The following is an 18,567-nucleotide window of genomic DNA, read 5'->3' on the forward strand; positions in this document are numbered from 1 at the left end:
TCCTTCAGGTCAGACGGCCACGGCGGCGTCGGCCGGCAGCACGGGACGGAGGCTGAAGCGGGCGTTGGCCCACACCAGGTAGAGAGCGGGGGCGGCCGTCAGGCCCAGGGCCAGCGCAGGGGAGGTCGTGAAGAGCACGGCCTGCCCCGCGAGCACCAGCAGGCTGACGGCGCTGAGATACCAGCGGCGTACGGCGAACACCGCGGCCGTCGACAGCAGCACGCGCAGCGGCGTGCCGGGAGCCTCGACCAGGGCGGTCAGCGCGACCGGCGCGACGGCCAGCGCGAGCAGCACGACGCTCAGGCACAACGGCACGACGAGCACGCCCCACGAGGCCGTGGCGACGGCGCGCACGTCGATCAGCGCCAGCGTCACCACGACGGCGGCGAGAGCGCCGATCGCGAGCGACTTGCCGGCGGTCCGGCGCCATCCGGCCCAGAAGACGCGCACGACGCGCCCCTCCCCCATGCCGTGCGCACGGAACGCGGTGAGGGCCCCCGCGAGCGCCGGTGCGCACAGGGGCGCGGTCAGCAGCAGCAGCGGCCAGGATGCCGCGGGGTCGGTCGTCATGGCGACGATGAGGAACGGCGCGCACGCGACGGCCAGCATCACGTTGACGATCAGCCCGAGGTAGACCGTCGCGAAGACGCTCGCGTACGTGTCGTGGGAGATGCGGCGCACGGCTCAGCCCTTCATTCCGCTGGTCGCGATGCCCTCGACGAAGTACTTCTGTCCGAAGAGGAAGACGATCGCGATCGGGACGACCGACATGGTGAGCCCGGCGAACAGCAGGGCGTAGTTGGCGTCGTACAAGGTGCTCACGAAGCTCTGGAGCCCCAGCTGGATGGTCCACAGGTCGGGGCTGCGCAGGTAGATGAGCGGCCCGAGGTAGTCGTTCCACGTGTTCACGAAGGTCAGCAGCGTGAGGCTCGCGATCGCGGGGACCGACAGAGGCAGCATGATGCGGGCCCAGATGCCGTACTCGCTCAGTCCGTCGAGCCGCGCAGCCTCGGAGAGGTCTTCGGGGATGGTGTCGTAGTACTGCTTCATCAGGAACACCCCGAAGGCGCCGAACGCCTGGATCAGGATGATCGCCCAGAGGGTGTTCGAGACCTTGGCGTTGGAGAGCAGGATGAACTGCGGGATCATGTACGACTGCCACGGCACGGCGATCGTGCCGATGTAGACGAGGAACAGCACGTCGCGGCCCGGGAAGCGCATGCGCGAGAACCCGTAAGCGGCGAACGAGCCGGTCAGCACCTGCAGGAAGGTGACGACCACCGCCAGCACGAGCGTGTTGCGGATCCACGTCAGCATGCCGGACTGCGTCCAGATGTCGACGTAGTTGCTCCACACCCACGTCTCGGGGAACCACTTCACGGGGGCGCTGAAGACGTCGTTGGGCGTCTTGAGCGAGCTCATGATCATCCAGAAGAACGGCATGAGCAGCGCCACCGCGGCGAGGATCATCACGGCGTAGCCGATGACGCGGCCGATGCGGCGCGCGGGGCGCTTCGCCCCCGCGACGGGACGACGGCGCGGCGGCTTGGCCCCCGCGGTGACGAGCGTGCGGGTGGCGTCGGGAACGAGGAGGTCGGTCATCAGGCGTCCCGCTTCTTGTTGATGAAGAACTGCACCAGGGTCACCACGATGCAGAGGAGGAAGAGCACGATCGAGGCCGCCGAGGCGTACCCGAACTGGTTCTCCTGGAAGCCCTTCTGGTAGATGAACTGCGACAGCACGAGGGTCGACTGGCCGGGTCCGCCCTGGGTCATCACCAGGATCAGATCGAAGATCTTGAACGAGTTGATCGTCAGCATCACCGTGACGAAGAAGGTCGTCGGGCGCAGGCACGGCAGCGTGACGTTGACGAAGCGCTGCCAGACGTTGGCTCCGTCGACGCGGGCGGCCTCGTGCAACTCGCGCGGCACGGTCTGCAGGCCCGCGAGGAACAGGATCATGTAGTAGCCCATGTCGCGCCACGTGCTGATGATGACGACGGCGGGCATCGCCCACTCCGACGAGGTGAGCCACCCCGGCGGGTTTTGCAGGCCGAAGAACCGCAGGATCTCGTTGATGGGCCCGTACTCGGGGCTGAAGAGCAGGTTCCAGACGACCGCGATCGCGACGATAGAGGTGATGTAGGGGAAGAACGCCGCGGTGCGGAAGAAGGCGACTCCGCGCAGCTTGTTGTTCAGCAGCAGGGCGAGTCCCAGCGCGACGATCATCGTCAGCGGGATGTGCAGAGCGGCGTAGTACAGCGTGTTGAACAGGGCGATGCGGAAGCTACCGTCGCCGAGGAGCCGCTGGAAGTTCGCGATCCCGACGAACGCGGACGACCCGAAGACGTTCCAGTTCGTCATCGACATGTAGAACAACGTCACGACGGGCACGAGCGTGAGGGCGGCGAACCCCACGAAGTTGGGGAGGATAAAGCTCCACCCGATGAGGGTGCTGCGCAGCGTCAGACGGGAGCGGCTCCGCGGCCGGTCCGGCCCGGTCTTCGGCGCCCGCTTGCGGGTGTCGGCGATGGTCGCCATGGTGTCTCCAGGTCTCGAGGGGGTCTCAGGGGTGGCCGGCCCGGGAGCGGACCGGCCACCAGGGGGTGTCGTCAGCCGACGCCGACCTCGCTCTTCACGCGGTCCTGAGCCGTCTTGATGGCGTCGTCGATCGACGTCGACCCCGACATCACGGCGGTGTGCAGGTCGAGCAGGATGTTCTGCACGGCCGCGGTCTTGGCCGAGGTGGGGTTCTCCGGCTTGGTGTCGTGCGTCGACCAGGCGAACTTCGACAGTTCGTCGGTCGGAGCACCCTTGACGGCGAAGTACGTGTCGGCGACGGAGTCGCTGGTCAGCGCGGGGGTGATGCCCAGACCCGCGAGCACCTGGGCGCCGTCTTCACCGGCGGCGAAGGCGAGGAACTTCTTCGCGGCGGCGAGCTTGGTGGCATCCGCCGCCTTGTTCACGGCGAAGCCGGTCGGGTCGCCGAAGGTCACCGGGGTCTCGGAGGTGCCCGTCGTCGAGGAGTCGAACTGCGGGATGGGCGCGAAGCCCCACGAGAAGGCGTCGGCCTCGCCCTTGGCCTGCTGGGCGATGAGGGTCGCGACGTACCAGGTGCCCATGGGCATCATCGCGGCGGACTGCTTGCCGAACTCGGCCTGGTAGGTCAGCTTGTTGGCGGTGACGGTGTTGTACTCCACCTGCGCACCCGCCGACTGCAGGTCGAGCACGCGCTCGTAGTACGGCTTCATGTAGTCGTACTCGCCGTCGAGGATGTTCACGTCGGGGGTCTGCGCGTTGGCGAAGCCCTGGACAGTGGACTGCCAGCTGTGCTGGTACGTGCCGAGGGCTGCGGAGCCGGCGGCGCCGAGCTTGGTGGTGAGCTCCTTCGCGGCCTTCTCGTAGTCATCCCACGTCCACGAACCGTCGGGCTCGGCGACGCCGGCCTGGGTGAAGAGGTCCTTGTTGTAGAAAAGCACCCACGAGTCCTGGCGGTAGGGCACCGCCCACGTCGCGCCGTCGACCTGGAACGCGCCGGCGCCGCCGATGCCGTCGGGCAGGCTCACGTCGGAGACGTCGGCCAGCTGGTTGCCGGCCTGGTAGGTGATGAACGACTTGAGGTTCTTCTGCGTGATGATGTCGGGGCCGGTGCCTGCGGCGAGGTCGGCCGTCATCAGGGTGTCGTAGTTGGTCGCGTCGTATTCCTTGACCTCGACGGTGATGTCGGGGTTCTCCTCGTGGAACTTATCGGCGAGGGCCTGGAACTCCGGCGTCGTGCTGAGGCTCCAGCCCGACATCGACAGGGTGACGGGGCCCGACTCGGCGGGCGCCTCGGACGATCCGCCGCTGCAGGCGGTCAGCGACAGGGCGGCGACGATGCCCACCCCGGTCGCGACGATGATCTTGCGCTTCATGCGTGCTGCTCCTTTGCGATTGCGTTCCGGGCGCCGCTTCGGGCCCGAGAGTGCCGGTGCGCCCTACGGGAGGCTCCGGAGTCTGTGAGGGGGGTGCGCGTGCGCAGCCCGTCGGGCCACGTCACCAGCGCAGTCCCGGTGATCTCGTCGAGGTCGAGGGTCGCGACGGTCTCGACCGGCTCGGCGGCCAGCGAGACGAGAGCCGCGAAGGGAACGCCGACGCGCGCGTCCCACGACAGCACCGGCACGGCCGCGGCGACACCGAGCGGGCTGGCGTCGCGGCGGACCACCACCTGCGAGGTCGCGTCGTCGACCAGGGCCCGGATGCCGGAGACCCGGTCGTTCGCGCGCGCCTCGGCGGCGCCGGTCGAGGTGAGGTGCGCGGGCTCGGCGGCCGCGATCGGCCACCCGCCCATGCGCAGGCGCAGATCCGACGCGTCGAGGTCGTCGGAGAGCTCGTCGACCGTCACGATGCGGATCTCCCACGGGCCGCGCACGAGGGAGTGCACGCTCATGCGGCCCGCCGAACGGATCTCGCCCGCGAGCCCCGCACCGTGGCGGTGGCCGGTGGGCGAGGGCTCGACCCAGTGCACGTCCGACACGCTCGAGGCGATGCCCACGCCGTCGACGACGCGCACGCCGAGGGGTTCGAGCGCGGTGCGGTGCGTGGCCCGCCCGGCGGCGTCGACCAGCGCGGCGGACTGCTCGAGCGGCTCGGTCCACGCGAGGTCGTCGAGCAGGGGCGAGGTGGCGGTCGAGTAGCCGATGCGGGCGTACAGGGGCGAGTCCGCGGTGCGCGCGCCGGGGAGCGATTTGTCGGTGCCGTGGTTGAACACGCGCACGATGCCGTCGGAACGCGTGCCCGAGACGATCCACCCGGCCGCGTCGATCGCGCGCAGGTCGTCGCCCTCTTCGACGGGCAGCGGCTCGTCGGCTGCGGCCCAGACGGGGTGGTCGGCGGGCAGGCAGATGCCGAGCAGGCCCTTGACCGCCCAGTACGGCGAACCGGGGCCGGAGTACGACTGCGCCAGCGCGCGCCACGGACCGTGCCACCCGAGGGTGAGGACGCCCTCGGCATCCGGAGCCCCGTTCCCGGTGAAGTGGTCGATGATGCGTGCGGCGGCTCCGCGCAGGCGCCCCGGGCTGCCCGAGGGAACCTCGGCCATCACGCCGGCCCAGAACGGCGCCGCGGCGGCGAACCGGTAGATGAGGCTGCGGCCCTGCAGCAGGGGCGAGCCGTCGGCGCCGACGAGGTGCAGGGCGTCGAGGAGGAAGCGATCGAGACGCGCGACGTCTGCCGTGGTGCGGCCGCCCGCGAGCTCGGCGGCGCCGGTCATGCGCGGCCACAGCACCGGGTAGACGTGCAGCGCCCAGCCGACGTAGTGGTCGAACGCGCGCTCTTCGCCGTCGGCGAGCCAGCCGTCGGTGCGCACGAACGAGTCGTGCCGGTCGAGGTCGGCGGCGATGTCGTCGGCCGACCAGGGGCCTCCGACCGAGCGAAGGAAGGTCTCGACCACGATGCGGAACCAGACCCAGTTGGTCTGCGGGTAGGTGTCGTCGCCCACGACGGGCGCGAGATAGGCGATGACCCGAGTGCGGGTGGTTTCGTCGAGCCGGTCCCAGATCCAGGGGCGGGTGAGATCGAGCGCCAGGGCGAGGGAGGCCGCCTCGACCTTGGCCTGCGCGTGTTCGTCGATGCGCACCCAGCGGTCGGGGGCCGAGGGGTCGACGCCGGAGCGCACGCCGCGCGTGAAGAAGGCGATGAGGTCGTCGACGCCCTGGCCCTCGGCACCGGCGATGCGCAGGCCCGCGAGGAGGAAGACGCGGGAGAAGCCTTCGAGGCCGTCGACGTCGCGACCGTAGCCGCCCTCGTCTCCGGGAAACTGGATGCGTCCGTGGCCGGGCGTCGCGTGCTCCTGCGCGGCGCCGAGCAGCGCGTCGGCGACGGCGAGCCAGTCGTCGCGCTGGCCGCCGGCGAGGCGGGGCAGGGCGTTCATCGCCACGGGTTCTCCTTTGAAGACCGTCGTCCACCCGCGGGTATGAGTGAACGATGGCGAGCGTATCAACCAAAAAAGAACACCACAACATGTTTCTTGAATGGTCCTGATCGTTTATGATCGATTTAGCGGCCCACCCCGCTGAAGGAGACCGATGTCGTTCCCGTCCCCCGTGTTCCGCGGGCCCCTCGCCGAGGCGTTCACGGCGCCCGCAGCGACCGTGCTGCGCGACCCCGATGAGGCGCTCCCCCTCCGCCCGGCGACCGACCGCGACACCTGGGCTCCCGGGGGCATCATCGACGCCCCCGGCATCGAGGCCCTTCGCGCGATCGCGGAGGCCGAGCGGACGACCGCCTGGCCCCACCCCCGCGCGAGCGACGCCGCCCGCGTGCACCGCGACGGTGACCGCACGGCCTGGGAGGACGCCGCCTTCGCCCGCCAGCGCCGGCTGAGCCGCGTCACGGCTCTGGCCGCCGTGACCCTCGACGAGACCTGGATCGACGAGGTCGTCGACGGGGTCGTGATGCTGTGCGAGCAGAGCGCGTGGTGCTGGCCCGCGCACGACGACAGCTTCCGCATGCACGGGTCCGTGCTCGCCACGGTCACCGACCCGTTCGTCGACCTCGGTGCCGGAGAAGCGGTGGCGCAGCTCGCCTGGATCGATCACCTGCTCGCCTCCGCCCTCGACGAGCGTGCCCCGGGCCTGCGCGCCCGCGTGCGGCACGAGGCGCGCACGCGCATCTTCGAGCCGTTCCTGCGACGGCGCGACTGGCACTGGATCGGGCTCGACGGCGACGTGCACAACTGGAATCCGTGGATCCACGGCAACATCGTCGTCGCAGCACTCCGCCTGCTCGACCAGCCCGACGAAGGGGAGGAACGGGCGGCGATCATCGCCCTCGCCGTCGAGGGACTCGACCGCTACGTCGCCTCCCTCCCCGCCGACGGCGCGATCGACGAGGGCTACGCCTACTGGTGGAACGGCGCCTGCAGAGCCCACGAGGTGCTCGACGTGCTCGCTCACGCCACCGACGGGGCCTGGGACGCCACCGGAATCCCGGCCTTGCGCGAGACCGTGGCCTTTCCGCACCGCAGCCATCTCGGCGGCGACTGGTACGTCAACCACGCCGACGGGCAGGCCCGTCCGCCGGCGGACCAGCCCTGGCACGCCCTGCACCGCGCGGCACGCCGGTTCGGCGACGCGGATGCCGCCGCCCTGGCCGCCTCGCATCGCCTTCCCGCTGCACCGGCGGCGACCGAGCGGGAGGGCCTCGGACGGCTGCTGCGCGGGCTCACCGACCCGGACTGGCTCGCGGCGGCTCCGACCGAGGCGCCCCTCCCCCGCGACGTATGGCTCCCCTCGACCCAGGTCTTCCTCGCCCGCGAGAGCGCGGGAACCCCGCGCGGACTCACGCTCGTCGCCAAGGGCGGCCACAACGGCGAGCACCACAACCACAACGACGTCGGCTCGTTCGTCATCGCGGTCGACGGCGTGCCGGTGATCGTCGATGCCGGGCGCCCCACCTACACCGCGGCCACCTTCGGCCCCGACCGCTACGACATCTGGACGATGCAGAGCGCGTGGCACAACGTGCCCGTCGTGCGCGGAACGGACCAGCCTCCGGGGGCGGATGCCGCGGCCCGCGACGCCGCAGCCGTGATCGGCGACGACCGCTCGGTCTTCTCCGTCGACCTGGCCGGGGCGTATCCCGACGCCGGGCTCGCCGAGTGGCGACGACGCGCCGAGCTCGACCGCGATGCCGCACGCGTCGAGATCGCCGACGACTGGCGGTTCGACGACGGCGCCTCGACCAGCGATGACACGGTGCTGCACCTCGTCGTCGCCGGCGACGTCGACCTCGATACCGGCGCGGCGCTCGTCCGCCCGATCGCCGACGGCCGCGCCGTCCGCGTGCGGTGGCCCGACGACATCGACGCGCGCGCCGAGGTGCGCGATCTCGACGACCCCCTGCTCACCGAGGTGTGGGGACCGCGACTCACGCGGCTCGCCCTGCCCCTGGCATCCCGCACCACGTTCCGGCTCACGGTAGAACTGGACACACCGACCGAGGACACCCCATGACCGACACCACCCCGCACGCGCCCCTGGCCGCAGAGCGTCGCGCCCACATCGTGAGCGCCCTGCGCACCGAGGGAGCCGTGCGCATCTCGCAGCTGACCGAAGACCTCGGTGTGGCCACCGTGACGCTGCGGCGCGACCTCGCCCAGCTCGAGAAGGAGGGGGTGCTGCGCCGCGTGCACGGCGGCGCCGTGCCCGGCGAGACCGCGCCCGCGCGGTCCGCGCACGACGCCGACGGCGCCGACACCGCTGTCGGCTCGATCGCCGTGCTGGTGCCCTCACTGGCCTACTACTGGCCCGGGGTGGTGCGGGGGATGGAAGACGCGGCCGGCCGGCTCGGGTACAAGATGCTGCTGCGCGGCGCCTCGTACGAGCTGCAGGACGAACGCCCCGTGCTCGAGCGCCTCGTGACCGGCGGCGACGTGCGCGGGTTGATCGTCGCGCCCAACACCGACACCGCCCACGCCCGCGACGTCATGGCCTGGCTCGCCGACTGCCCGGTGCCCAGCGTGCTCGTCGAACGTGACGCCGTGCTCGAGCCCGGCGGGACGCCGATGGAGTCGGTCACCACCGATCACGCCCTCGGCGCGCTGTTGGCCGCACGCCACCTCGCCACCCTCGGCCACCGCAAGGTGGGGCTCATCCTGTCGCGCCACTCCCCCACCTCGCGCAAGATCGCGCGCGGCTGGCAGACGGCGTGCGAGGAGCTCGAGCTCACGCCGGCCGATCACTTCGAGCAGACCCTGCCCGACCGCACGAGCCCCGACTTCTCCGCCGTCGTCAACGCCACGCTCGACTCGGCGCTCGCGACCGGGGTGACGGCTCTGCTCGTGCACTCCGACCCCGAGGCGATGGCCTTCGTCGACCTGGCCCTGACCCGCGGCATCTCGGTGCCCGACGACCTGTCGATCATCGCGTACGACGACGAGGTGGCGCAGTTGTTCACCCCCGCTCTCACCGCCGTCAGCCCGCCGCGCGCGAGCGTCGGCGAGGCGGCCGTCGAGCTGCTGGCCCGGCGCATCGCCGAGCCCGACCGTCCCGTGCACCGCGTGCAGCTCAGCCCGCGCCTGAACATCCGCGCCTCGACGGCGGCCCCGCGGTCATGACAGGCCCTGCGGCCCACGACTTCTCGCCGTGGACGTTCCCCGGCGCGGCGTCGCCCGCCGAACGGCGGCGCCAGGGCGCGCACCTCGACGAGCTGCGCACCGCGCACCCGGGGTGGTCGCTCGGCGACGGGGTGTTCGTGTCGGAGCACGCAGGAGTGGATGCCGACGACCTCACCCTCGGCGACCGCTCGTACATCGCGACGGGGGCGTACCTCACCGGGTCGCTGCGGATCGGTGCCGATTGCTCGATCAACCCGTACACGGTCGTGCGCGGCGACGTGCACCTCGGCGATGCGGTGCGCGTGGGGGCGCACACCTCGATCATCGGGTTCAACCACTCGTTCGAGCCGGGGGTGGAGGTCTTCCGCCAACCGTTGACCTCGCGCGGCGTGCGCATCGGCTCCGACGTCTGGATCGGCTCGCACGTCGTGGTGCTCGACGGCGTCTCGGTCGGCGACCACGCGGTGCTCGCGGCGGGGGCGGTCGTGACGAAGGACGTGCCGGCGGGCGCGATCGTGGGCGGCAATCCGGCCCGGCTGCTGCGGTGGCGCGTGCAGCCGGCATCCGCTGCGCCCTCCCTGCACGACGACCTGCGCCGGTTCGCCGACACCGCGCGCGCCGACCTTCCCGCGATCCTCGCGGCGAGCGCGACCGACGACGGTTTCCGCGATCGCGCGGGCGCCGCCTCGTCACTGCGGGCGCTGTGCGACGCGGTCGAACTGAGCGACCTGCTGACGGCGGAGCCTCCGCCGGGCGGCTCGCGCGACGAATGGGTCGAACGCATCGCGGGGCAGCAGCGACCGCACACGGGATTGATGACGGATGCCGCCTCGCTCTGGGACGACCCCGAGGCGGCCTACGGCGTACTCAGCGCGGGGTACGCCCTCGATCTGCTGGGCGCCGGGTTCCGGCATCCGTTCGTCGACGTCGCCGACGACGCGGCTGCCGTCGTCGCGCGACTCGACGACCTGCCGTGGACCGACGATCCCTGGCGGGCCGGCCATCACGTCGACGCGTTCGGCACCGCCCTGCGGTGGAGCCGCCGGCGCGGCGACCCCGTCGCCCCCGGGACGGCGGAGGCCCTCTTCGGGTGGCTCGCGCTGCGCGCGGATCCCGGCACCGGCATGTGGGGCTCCGCCCGGCCCGACGAGGGACTGCGGCTGGTGGTCAACGGCTTCTACCGCGCCTCGCGCGGGACCCTCGCCCAATTCGGCGTCGCGCCCGCCCACCCCGAAGCCGTCATCGACACCGTGCTGCGCCACGCGCGCGATGACCGGTGGATGCGCCCCGACCGCCGCGACGCGTGCACGGTGCTCGACATCGCCCACCCCCTCTGGCTCACCCGGCAGACGGGGTACCGCCGCGCGGAGGTGCGCGAACTGGCGGGCGAGCTGCTGCGTCACGCGCTCACCGGCTGGCGCGAGGGCGCCGGCGCGGCGTTCCGCCTCGACGCCGACGATCCGGGGCTGCAGGGCACCGAGATGTGGCTCACCATCGTCTGGCACCTCGCCGACCTGCTCGAGGCCTCCGACGCCCTGGGCTTTCGCCCGCGCGGGGTGCACCGGCCCGAGCCGGCACCGCTCTGAGGCCCGCGGGAGGTCCCACGGAACCCGCGTCGCCCGGGGCGTCAGCGCGGGCCGGAGCTCGCGCGCACGACCAGCGAGGTGGGGACGAGGGTGCGGGCGTGCTCGCCGCCGGATCCCTCGATGTCGGCGATCAAAGCGCTCATGGCCTCTTCGCCTACCCGCTCGAAACGCTGACGCACGGTGGTCAGCGGGGGCCAGAAGTTCGCGGCCTCGGGCATGTCGTCGAAACCGACCACGCTGACCTCGCCCGGCACGGCTCGACCCGCCTCGTGCAGGGCGCGGATCACCCCGAGCGCCATCTGGTCGTTCGCGGCGAACACCGCCGTCACCTCGGGTCGCTGCGCGAGATCAGCGCCGATGCGATGGCCCGACTCCGCGGTCCAGTCGCCGATGAGCACGTCGGGCACGCGGCATCCGCGTGACTCGAGGGCCGCTCGCCAGGCGACGCGACGACGCTCGGCGGCGAACGATTCGAGCGGGCCCGACACGTGCCAGACGCTCTCGTGGCCCAAGTCGAGCAGGTGCTCGGTGGCCAGCCGGGCGCCTTGCGCCTGGTCGTTGTCGACGACCGCGTAGGGATAGTCGGCGCTGGAGTCGACGACCACGACCGGCAACCCCGAAGGGATCGACAGCTCGTTCTCGCCGAGGCGGTGCGTCTCGATGAGGATCACGATGCCGTCGACGGCGTGTTCGCGCAGGCGCAGGAAGGCCCCCGACACGTCGGACTGCGACGCGGAGTGCAGCGTGATGAGCGTGATGGAGTATCCGGATGCCGCGGCCACCGACGCGAGGGCGTCGAGGGTGCGCGTGTTGCCGTAGGAGCTGAGCGAGAACATGATCACGCCGATGCTGCGGAAGCGCCCGGAGCGCAGCGCCCGCGCCGCGCTGTTGGGGCGGTAGCCGAGGGTCGCCATCGCATCGAGCACGCGCTGCCGGGTGTCGGGGTCGACGTTGGTGCGACCGTTCGCCACGCGCGAGACCGTCTGGCCCGACACGCCCGCGGCCGCAGCCACATCGGCCATCGACACTTCGCGGCGGCGCCCTCGCGCCGGGATCGCGGGCGACGTCGTCGTCGTCTCGCTCATGCGGGCCCCCTCTGGGATGTTGACGTTGACACCCTAGCGCGAACCTGGTTATGTTTACGTCAACATCCGAGCCACCCCGACTCGGATGCGCACCAACGAAGAGGCACCGGACGATGACGACCACCGCGGCACCCCCGCCCGCCCTGCGCACCCCGAAACGCAAGCGGCGCTCCCGTATCGACGACCGCGGCTGGCTGTTCGTGGCACCGTTCGCGCTCGTGTTCGCGCTGGTGTTCCTCGCCCCGCTCGCGTTCTCGATCTACCTCAGCCTGTTCCGCGACCAGCTGATCGGCGGCAACGCCTTCGTCGGCCTCGACAACTACGTCACCGCCCTCGGCGACGAGAAGTTCTGGGACGGCCTGGGGCGCGTGGCGATCTTCCTCGTCGTGCAGGTGCCGGTCATGCTGCTGCTCGCGTTGGCCGCGGCGCTCGCCATCGACAGCGCGCGCCTGCACGCCGCCGGCTTCTACCGCATCGTGATCTTCCTGCCCTACGCCGTGCCCGCCGTCGTGGCGGTGCTGATGTGGGGGTACATCTACGGCGACCAGTTCGGTCTCACCCGCAACCTCAACGACCTGCTCGGCGGCAACGTCGTGCAGCCGTTCGTGCCCGAGTGGATGCTGGTGTCGATCGGCAACATCGTCACCTGGCAGTTCGTCGGCTACAACATGCTGATCTTCTACTCGTCGCTCAAGACGATTCCGAACGAGCTGTACGAAGCGGCATCCATCGACGGTGCCGGAGCGTGGCGCACCATCTTCTCGATCAAGATCCCCGCGGTCCGCGGCGCGATCGTGATCGCGACGATCTTCTCGATCATCGGCAGCTTCCAGCTCTTCAACGAGCCGAACATCCTCAAGCCCCTGGCCCCGAACACGATCTCGACGTTCTTCACGCCGAACATGTACGCGTACAACCTCTCGTTCGCCGGTCAGCAGTACAACTACGCGGCCACGATCGCCATCATCATGGGCATCGTCACGGCCGTCATCGCCTACGTCGTGCAGCTGCGCGGCTCACGTCAGGAGGCGCGATGACCACCGCGACCGCACCCCGCACCGATACCGTCAGCGCGACCGCCCCCGCGGCCCGCCGTCCCCGTGGCTTCGCCCGCAGCTCCACGCCGCGCAGCAAGAAGTCGGTCGTGCTGAGCATCGTGATGGGCCTGTACCTGCTGTACACGCTCGTGCCGCTGGCCTGGCTGCTCATCAACGCCACCAAGACCCAGCCCGACCTGTTCACCACGTTCGGCCTGGGCCCGGGCAACAGCTTCGCCCTGTTCGACAACATCGCCGCGACCCTCACCTACCGCGACGGCATCTTCGTGCGCTGGCTCGGCAACACGCTGCTGTACGTCGTCGTCGGCGCGGGCGGGGCGACCCTGCTGGCCACCCTCGCCGGCTACGGCCTGGCCAAGTACAACTTCCGCGGTCGCAAGGCGGTCTTCGCGGTCGTGCTGGGCGCGATCGCCGTGCCCGGAACCGCGCTGGCGGTGCCGACCTTCCTGCTGTTCAGCCAGCTGGGACTCACCAACACCCCGTGGGCGATCATCATCCCCTCGCTCATCAGCCCGTTCGGGCTCTACCTCATCTGGGTCTACGCCTCGGATGCCATCCCCACCGAACTGCTCGAGGCGGCGCGCATGGACGGCGCGGGTGAGTTCCGCACCTTCTTCACCATCTCGATCCGGCTGCTGACCCCCGGCATCGTCACCGTGCTGCTGTTCGCCGTCGTCGCGACGTGGAACAACTACTTCCTCCCGCTGATCATGCTGAGCGACCCGGCCTGGTACCCGCTGACCGTCGGACTCAACCAGTGGAACGCCCAGGCGACCGGCGTCGGCGCCCAGCCGATCTACAACCTCGTCATCACCGGCGCCCTGCTGTCGATCATCCCGATCGTCGCCGCGTTCCTGGTGCTGCAGCGCTTCTGGCAGTCGGGCCTGAGCGCCGGCAGCGTCAAGCAGTGACCCCCTGACTCCCCTCCCCGCGGCATCCGTTCCGGGTCGCCGCACCTGCACCCGCACCACATCCACAACAACGAAGTAGAGGAATCCGATGACATTCATGCGCAAGGGATCCGCCGCGCGGCGGGCCGTCTTCGCCGTCGCCGCCACCGCCCTGTCGGTGGGCGCGCTCACCGCGTGCTCGGGAGGTGGCGCCGGGGGTGGTGCCGCCGGCTCGGCCGACGACATCGAGAAGGCCCTCGAGGCCGGTGGCGAGATCACGTACTGGTCGTGGACCCCCTCGGCCGAGGCGCAGGTCAAGGCCTTCCAGGAGAAGTACCCCAAGGTCAAGGTCAACCTCGTCAACGCGGGCACCAACACCGACGAGTACACCAAGCTGCAGAACGCCATCAAGGCCGGCTCGGGCGCCCCCGACGTCGTGCAGATCGAGTACTACGCCTTCCCGCAGTTCGCCCTCTCCGACTCGCTGCTCGACCTGTCGTCGTACGGCTTCGGCGACCTCTCGGGCGACTACAGCTCGGGGCCGTGGAACTCGGTGCAGTTCGACGGCAAGATCTACGGCCTCCCGCAGGACTCGGGCCCCATGGCCCTGTTCTACAACAAGGAGGTCTTCGACCAGTTCGGCATCTCCGTGCCCACCACGTGGGACGAGTACTACGCCGCAGCGCAGAAGCTGCACGCCGCCGACCCGTCGAAGTACATCACCTCCGACACCGGCGACTCCGGCTTCGCCACGAGCATGATCTGGCAGGCCGGCGGCACCCCCTTCAAGACCTCCGGCACCGACGTGACCGTCGACCTGCAGGACGAGGGTTCGAAGACCTTCGCCGACAACTGGAACCGTTTCATCGAGGGCGGCCTGCTCGCCGACACCCCCGCGTGGAGCGACGAGTGGTTCAAGGGCCTCGGTGACGGTTCGATCGCGACGCTCATCACGGGCGCGTGGATGCCCGGCTCGCTCGAGGCCTCGGTTCCCGAGGGCTCCGGCAAGTGGGCCGTCGCGCCCATCCCGACCTACGACGGCACGCCCGTCACGGCCGAGAACGGTGGCGGCGGTCAGGCCGTGGTCAAGCAGAGCAAGAACCCCGCTCTCGCGGCCGGCTTCCTGAAGTGGCTGAACAACGACGAAGACAGCATCAAGATCTTCGCGGAGTCGGGCGGCTTCCCCTCCACCACCGCTCAGCTGAGCGACCCGGAGTTCGTCGACCAGGCCTCGGACTACTTCGGCGGACAGAAGATCAACGAGGTGCTCACCCAGGCCTCGAGCGAGGTCCGCGAGGGCTGGAGCTACCTGCCCTTCCAGGTCTACGCGAACAGCATCTTCAGCGACACCGTCGGCCAGGCCTACGCCAACAAGAGCGACTTGAACGCGGGGCTTTCGACCTGGCAGGACCAGCTCGTGCAGTACGGCAACGACCAGGGCTTCTCGGTCAACAAGTAAGTCAGCAGAACACCGGGGCGGGTCGCGTGCACGCATGCGACCCGCCCTTCCCTTCCCCGCAGGAGAGACCCGAATGACCTCCCCCACCCTCATCTCGGTCGACCGCACGGCGCTCGGAGCCGAGGTCCCCCGCCGCCTGTTCGGCTCGTTCGTCGAGCACATGGGTCGCTGCGTCTACGACGGCATCCACTCCCCCGAGCACGCTGCCGCCGACGCGAACGGCTTCCGCGCCGACGTGCTCGAGCTCGTGCGCGAGCTCGGCGCGACCGTCGTGCGTTACCCCGGCGGCAACTTCGTCTCGGGCTACCGGTGGGAAGACGGCGTCGGCCCCCGCGACCAGCGCCCCGTGCGCCTCGAGGCGGCGTGGCACAGCACCGAGACGAACCAGGTCGGCCTGCACGAGTTCGCCGAGTGGGCGGATGCCGCGGGGCTCGAGGTCATGGAGGCCGTCAACCTCGGTACCCGCGGTGTGGCCGAGGCCGCCGACCTGCTCGAGTACGCGAACCACCCCTCCGGCACCGCGCTCAGCGACCGTCGCCGTGAGAACGGCCGCGAAGAGCCCTTCGGCATCCGCCTGTGGTGCCTCGGCAACGAGATGGACGGCCCGTGGCAGATCGGCCACAAGACCGCCGACGAGTACGGCCGCCTCGCCGCCGAGACCGCGCGCATGATGCGCTTCCTCGACCCCTCGATCGAGCTGGTCGCCGCGGGCAGTTCGAACCACGAGATGCCGACGTTCGGCGCGTGGGAGCGCAGCGTGCTGCGCCACACGGCGGGTCTCGTCGACCACATCTCGGTGCACGCGTACTACGAGGAAGACCCCTCCGACCCGGCGAGCTTCCTCGCCAGCGGCGCAGCCCTCGACCGCTACATCGGCGAGGTCGCCGACATCATCGACGAGGTCGGCGCGACCACCCCCGATGGCGGCACGATCGGCATCAGCGTCGACGAGTGGAACGTCTGGAACCAGACCCGCTGGAACGAGGTCGACAAGCCGCGCGTGTTCACCGGCGACTGGCCGATCGCCCCGCGCCTCATCGAAGACGACTACACCGTCACCGACGCGGTCGTCGTCGGCTCCCTGCTCATCACGCTCATCCGCCGCTCCGACCGCGTCTCGATGGCGAACCTCGCGCAGCTGGTCAACGTCATCGCGCCGATCCGCACCGAGCCCGGTGGCGGCGCCGCCTGGCGACAGAGCACGTTCCATCCCTTCGCCCTGACGGCCCCGGCCGCCACCGGTCGGGTCGTGCACCCCCGCGTCGAGGGAGACACGATCGACACCGCCCGCCACGGCACCGTCGACGCGGTCGACGCCGTGGCGACCGTCGACGGCGATGCCGTGTCGGTGTTCCTCGCGCACCGCGCCCTCGACGCCGCGACCTCCGTCGAGCTCGACCTCGGCCGTGTCGCCGACGTCGAGGCGGTCGTGGTCACGATCCCCGAGGGCGGCGACCGCCACACCACCAACTCCGCCGACGGCGAGCCCGTCGCGCCGGCGACCCTCGCGGTCGAGGCCGGCTCCGACGGCATCCTGCGCTTCACCCTCCCCGCCCTCGCCTGGGTGCGCCTGACCGCGCGCCTCATCGACTGACCCGAAAGACACCGTGACGACTTTCTCCATCGGCGAGACCGACTTCCTGCTCGACGGGAAGCCCCACCAGGTCATCTCCGGAACCCTGCACTATTTCCGCATCCACCCCGAGCACTGGGCCGACCGCATCCGCACGGCCAAGGCGATGGGGCTGAACACCATCGAGACCTACGTCGCGTGGAACGCGCACGAGCCGGTCCGCGGCGAGTGGGATGCCACCGGGTGGAACGACCTGGGCCGCTTCCTCGACCTCATCGCCGAAGAGGGCCTGCACGCGATCGTGCGACCCGGCCCCTACATCTGCGCGGAGTGGCACAACGGCGGGCTGCCCGTGTGGCTGACGTCGACGCCGGGCATCGGCATCCGTCGCTCCGAACCGCAGTTCATGGAGGCGGTGTCGGAGTACCTCCGTCGCGTGTACGAGATCGTGGCCCCGCGCCAGATCGACCGAGGCGGCAACGTCGTGCTCGTGCAGATCGAGAACGAATACGGCGCCTACGGCTCCGACAAGGACTACCTGAGCGAGCTCGTGCGGGTGACGAAGGACGCCGGCATCACGGTGCCGCTGACCACCGTCGACCAGCCGATGCCGTGGATGCTCGAGGCCGGCAGCCTGCCCGAACTGCACCTCACCGGCTCGTTCGGCTCACGCAGCGAGGACCGCCTCGCGACCCTCCGAGAGCACCAGAGCACCGGCCCGCTGATGTGCAGCGAGTTCTGGGACGGGTGGTTCGACTGGTGGGGCAGCATCCACCACACGACCGACCCCGCGGCATCCGCCCACGACCTCGACGTGCTGCTCGCCGCGGGCGCCTCGGTGAACATCTACATGGTGCACGGCGGGACGAACTTCGGCACCACGAACGGTGCGAACGACAAGGGCCGCTACGACCCCATCGTCACGTCCTACGACTACGACGCCCCGATCGACGAGTCGGGCCACCCGACGGCGAAGTTCCACGCGTTCCGCGAGGTCATCGCCAAGTACGCGCCCGTGCCCGACCTCGTCCCCGAGCCCCGGCCCGATGCGCCCGTCTTCGAGGTCGCCCTGTCGGGCGAGGGCGAGTGGATGCCGGCAGCCACCGGTCCCGTCTCGCCCGCTCCCGCGACCTTCGAGCAGCTCGCGCACCTCGGGCCCCTCGTGCGCTACGACGTCGACCTGCCCGCGTTCTCGGGCCCCGCGGCGGTGGTGTTCGACGAGGTGCGCGACCTCGCGTGGGTGCACGTCGACGGCACTCCCGTCGGTCGCCTGTCGCGCGCGCTGCACGAGCGTGCGCTGACGATCCCCGCCGGCTCGCGGTTGACGGTGCTCGTGGAGGACCAGGGCCGGGTGAACTACGCCGACCGCCTCGGCGAGGCGAAGGGACTGATCGGCGCAGTCACCCTGAACGGCGAACCGCTCACGGGCTGGACCGCGTCGCCCATCGACCTCGACACCGTCGAAGGCGCCGGCACCGGCTCGATCGGCCGGGCGTTCCTGCGCGGATCGTTCGACCTCGATGCCCCCGCCGACCTGTTCCTCGACACCACGGGGTGGGGCAAGGGCTTCGCCTTCGTCAACGGCTTCTTCCTCGGCCGCTACTGGAACACCGTGCCGCAGAACACGCTGTACGTGCCGGGCCCCGCGACGCGCGCCGGGGCGAACGAGATCGTCGTGCTCGAGCTCGAGCACGCGGTCGAGCCGGTCGCGCGCTTCGTCGCGGAGCCGTCGCTCGGGCAGCTCGAGGAGTAACGCGCCGCGAGAACAGGCGCGTGCGTCGAGAACAGGCCGGTCCCGCGCGGATCGGCCTGTTCTCGTT

Annotated in this window: 14 protein-coding genes; 8 read left to right on the top strand and 6 right to left on the bottom strand. The window is 70.6% G+C overall.

Annotated elements, in window-relative coordinates:
* Positions 1-9: 9 nt before the first annotated feature.
* From RWH43_RS12115 to RWH43_RS12135, 5 genes are all read right to left on the bottom strand, one after another.
* Positions 10-681, bottom strand: coding sequence for a YesL family protein (locus RWH43_RS12115; protein WP_154097610.1), 672 nt, complete (start codon positions 679-681; stop codon positions 10-12).
* A gap of 3 nt (positions 682-684) precedes the next feature.
* Positions 685-1,602: a carbohydrate ABC transporter permease gene (locus RWH43_RS12120; protein ID WP_230705248.1), complete on the bottom strand. Its 918-nt coding sequence runs from the start codon at positions 1,600-1,602 to the stop codon at positions 685-687.
* Complete coding sequence (locus tag RWH43_RS12125; protein ID WP_144834610.1) at positions 1,602-2,540, bottom strand: carbohydrate ABC transporter permease; 939 nt, start codon at positions 2,538-2,540, stop codon at positions 1,602-1,604. Before RWH43_RS12125 ends, RWH43_RS12120 begins: the two co-directional genes overlap by 1 nt.
* Before the next feature lie 71 nt (positions 2,541-2,611).
* Positions 2,612-3,913 (bottom strand): ABC transporter substrate-binding protein, encoded by a 1,302-nt coding sequence (locus RWH43_RS12130; protein ID WP_144834608.1) that lies wholly within the window; start codon positions 3,911-3,913, stop codon positions 2,612-2,614.
* On the bottom strand, positions 3,910-5,910 hold the full coding sequence (locus RWH43_RS12135) for a DUF2264 domain-containing protein (RefSeq protein WP_316001709.1): 2,001 nt from the start codon (positions 5,908-5,910) through the stop codon (positions 3,910-3,912). The genes RWH43_RS12130 and RWH43_RS12135 overlap by 4 nt, the downstream gene beginning before the upstream one ends.
* 154 nt (positions 5,911-6,064) lie before the next feature.
* Between RWH43_RS12135 and RWH43_RS12140 the strand changes: the two genes are divergently transcribed.
* The 3 genes from RWH43_RS12140 to RWH43_RS12150 are packed head-to-tail and all read left to right on the top strand — an operon-like array spanning position 6,065 to position 10,682.
* Positions 6,065-7,993 carry a heparinase II/III domain-containing protein gene (locus RWH43_RS12140; protein WP_316001605.1) on the top strand — a complete coding sequence of 643 codons (1,929 nt, stop codon included), beginning with the start codon at positions 6,065-6,067 and terminating at the stop codon, positions 7,991-7,993.
* Positions 7,990-9,096 carry a substrate-binding domain-containing protein gene (locus RWH43_RS12145; RefSeq protein WP_144834605.1) on the top strand — a complete coding sequence of 369 codons (1,107 nt, stop codon included), beginning with the start codon at positions 7,990-7,992 and terminating at the stop codon, positions 9,094-9,096. The genes RWH43_RS12140 and RWH43_RS12145 overlap by 4 nt, the downstream gene beginning before the upstream one ends.
* Complete coding sequence (locus RWH43_RS12150) at positions 9,093-10,682, top strand: acyltransferase (protein WP_154097615.1); 1,590 nt, start codon at positions 9,093-9,095, stop codon at positions 10,680-10,682. Before RWH43_RS12145 ends, RWH43_RS12150 begins: the two co-directional genes overlap by 4 nt.
* 41 nt (positions 10,683-10,723) lie before the next feature.
* Here RWH43_RS12150 and RWH43_RS12155 read toward each other — a convergent pair whose 3' ends face one another.
* On the bottom strand, positions 10,724-11,767 hold the full coding sequence (locus RWH43_RS12155; protein WP_186325562.1) for a LacI family DNA-binding transcriptional regulator: 1,044 nt from the start codon (positions 11,765-11,767) through the stop codon (positions 10,724-10,726).
* Between the two features lie 113 nt (positions 11,768-11,880).
* Here RWH43_RS12155 and RWH43_RS12160 point away from each other — a divergent pair, with 113 nt between their 5' ends.
* The 5 genes from RWH43_RS12160 to RWH43_RS12180 all read left to right on the top strand — a co-directional run bounded on the left by RWH43_RS12160 (position 11,881) and on the right by RWH43_RS12180 (position 18,500).
* Positions 11,881-12,804 (top strand): carbohydrate ABC transporter permease, encoded by a 924-nt coding sequence (locus RWH43_RS12160; protein ID WP_144834602.1) that lies wholly within the window; start codon positions 11,881-11,883, stop codon positions 12,802-12,804.
* Entirely contained in the window at positions 12,801-13,736 is a 936-nt protein-coding gene (locus RWH43_RS12165; protein ID WP_187358484.1) for a carbohydrate ABC transporter permease, read from the top strand. Before RWH43_RS12160 ends, RWH43_RS12165 begins: the two co-directional genes overlap by 4 nt.
* 88 nt (positions 13,737-13,824) lie before the next feature.
* On the top strand, positions 13,825-15,174 hold the full coding sequence (locus tag RWH43_RS12170) for an ABC transporter substrate-binding protein (RefSeq protein WP_144834600.1): 1,350 nt from the start codon (positions 13,825-13,827) through the stop codon (positions 15,172-15,174).
* 73 nt (positions 15,175-15,247) lie between these two features.
* The gene (locus RWH43_RS12175) at positions 15,248-16,768 is read left to right on the top strand and encodes an alpha-N-arabinofuranosidase (protein WP_316001606.1); all 1,521 of its coding nucleotides are present in this window, start codon (positions 15,248-15,250) and stop codon (positions 16,766-16,768) included.
* A 13-nt stretch (positions 16,769-16,781) separates the two neighbouring features.
* Positions 16,782-18,500 carry a glycoside hydrolase family 35 protein gene (locus RWH43_RS12180; protein WP_316001607.1) on the top strand — a complete coding sequence of 573 codons (1,719 nt, stop codon included), beginning with the start codon at positions 16,782-16,784 and terminating at the stop codon, positions 18,498-18,500.
* Positions 18,501-18,567 lie beyond the last annotated feature (67 nt).

This window comes from Microbacterium algihabitans (genome assembly GCF_032464975.1).
GTDB classification, from domain to species: domain Bacteria; phylum Actinomycetota; class Actinomycetes; order Actinomycetales; family Microbacteriaceae; genus Microbacterium; species Microbacterium algihabitans.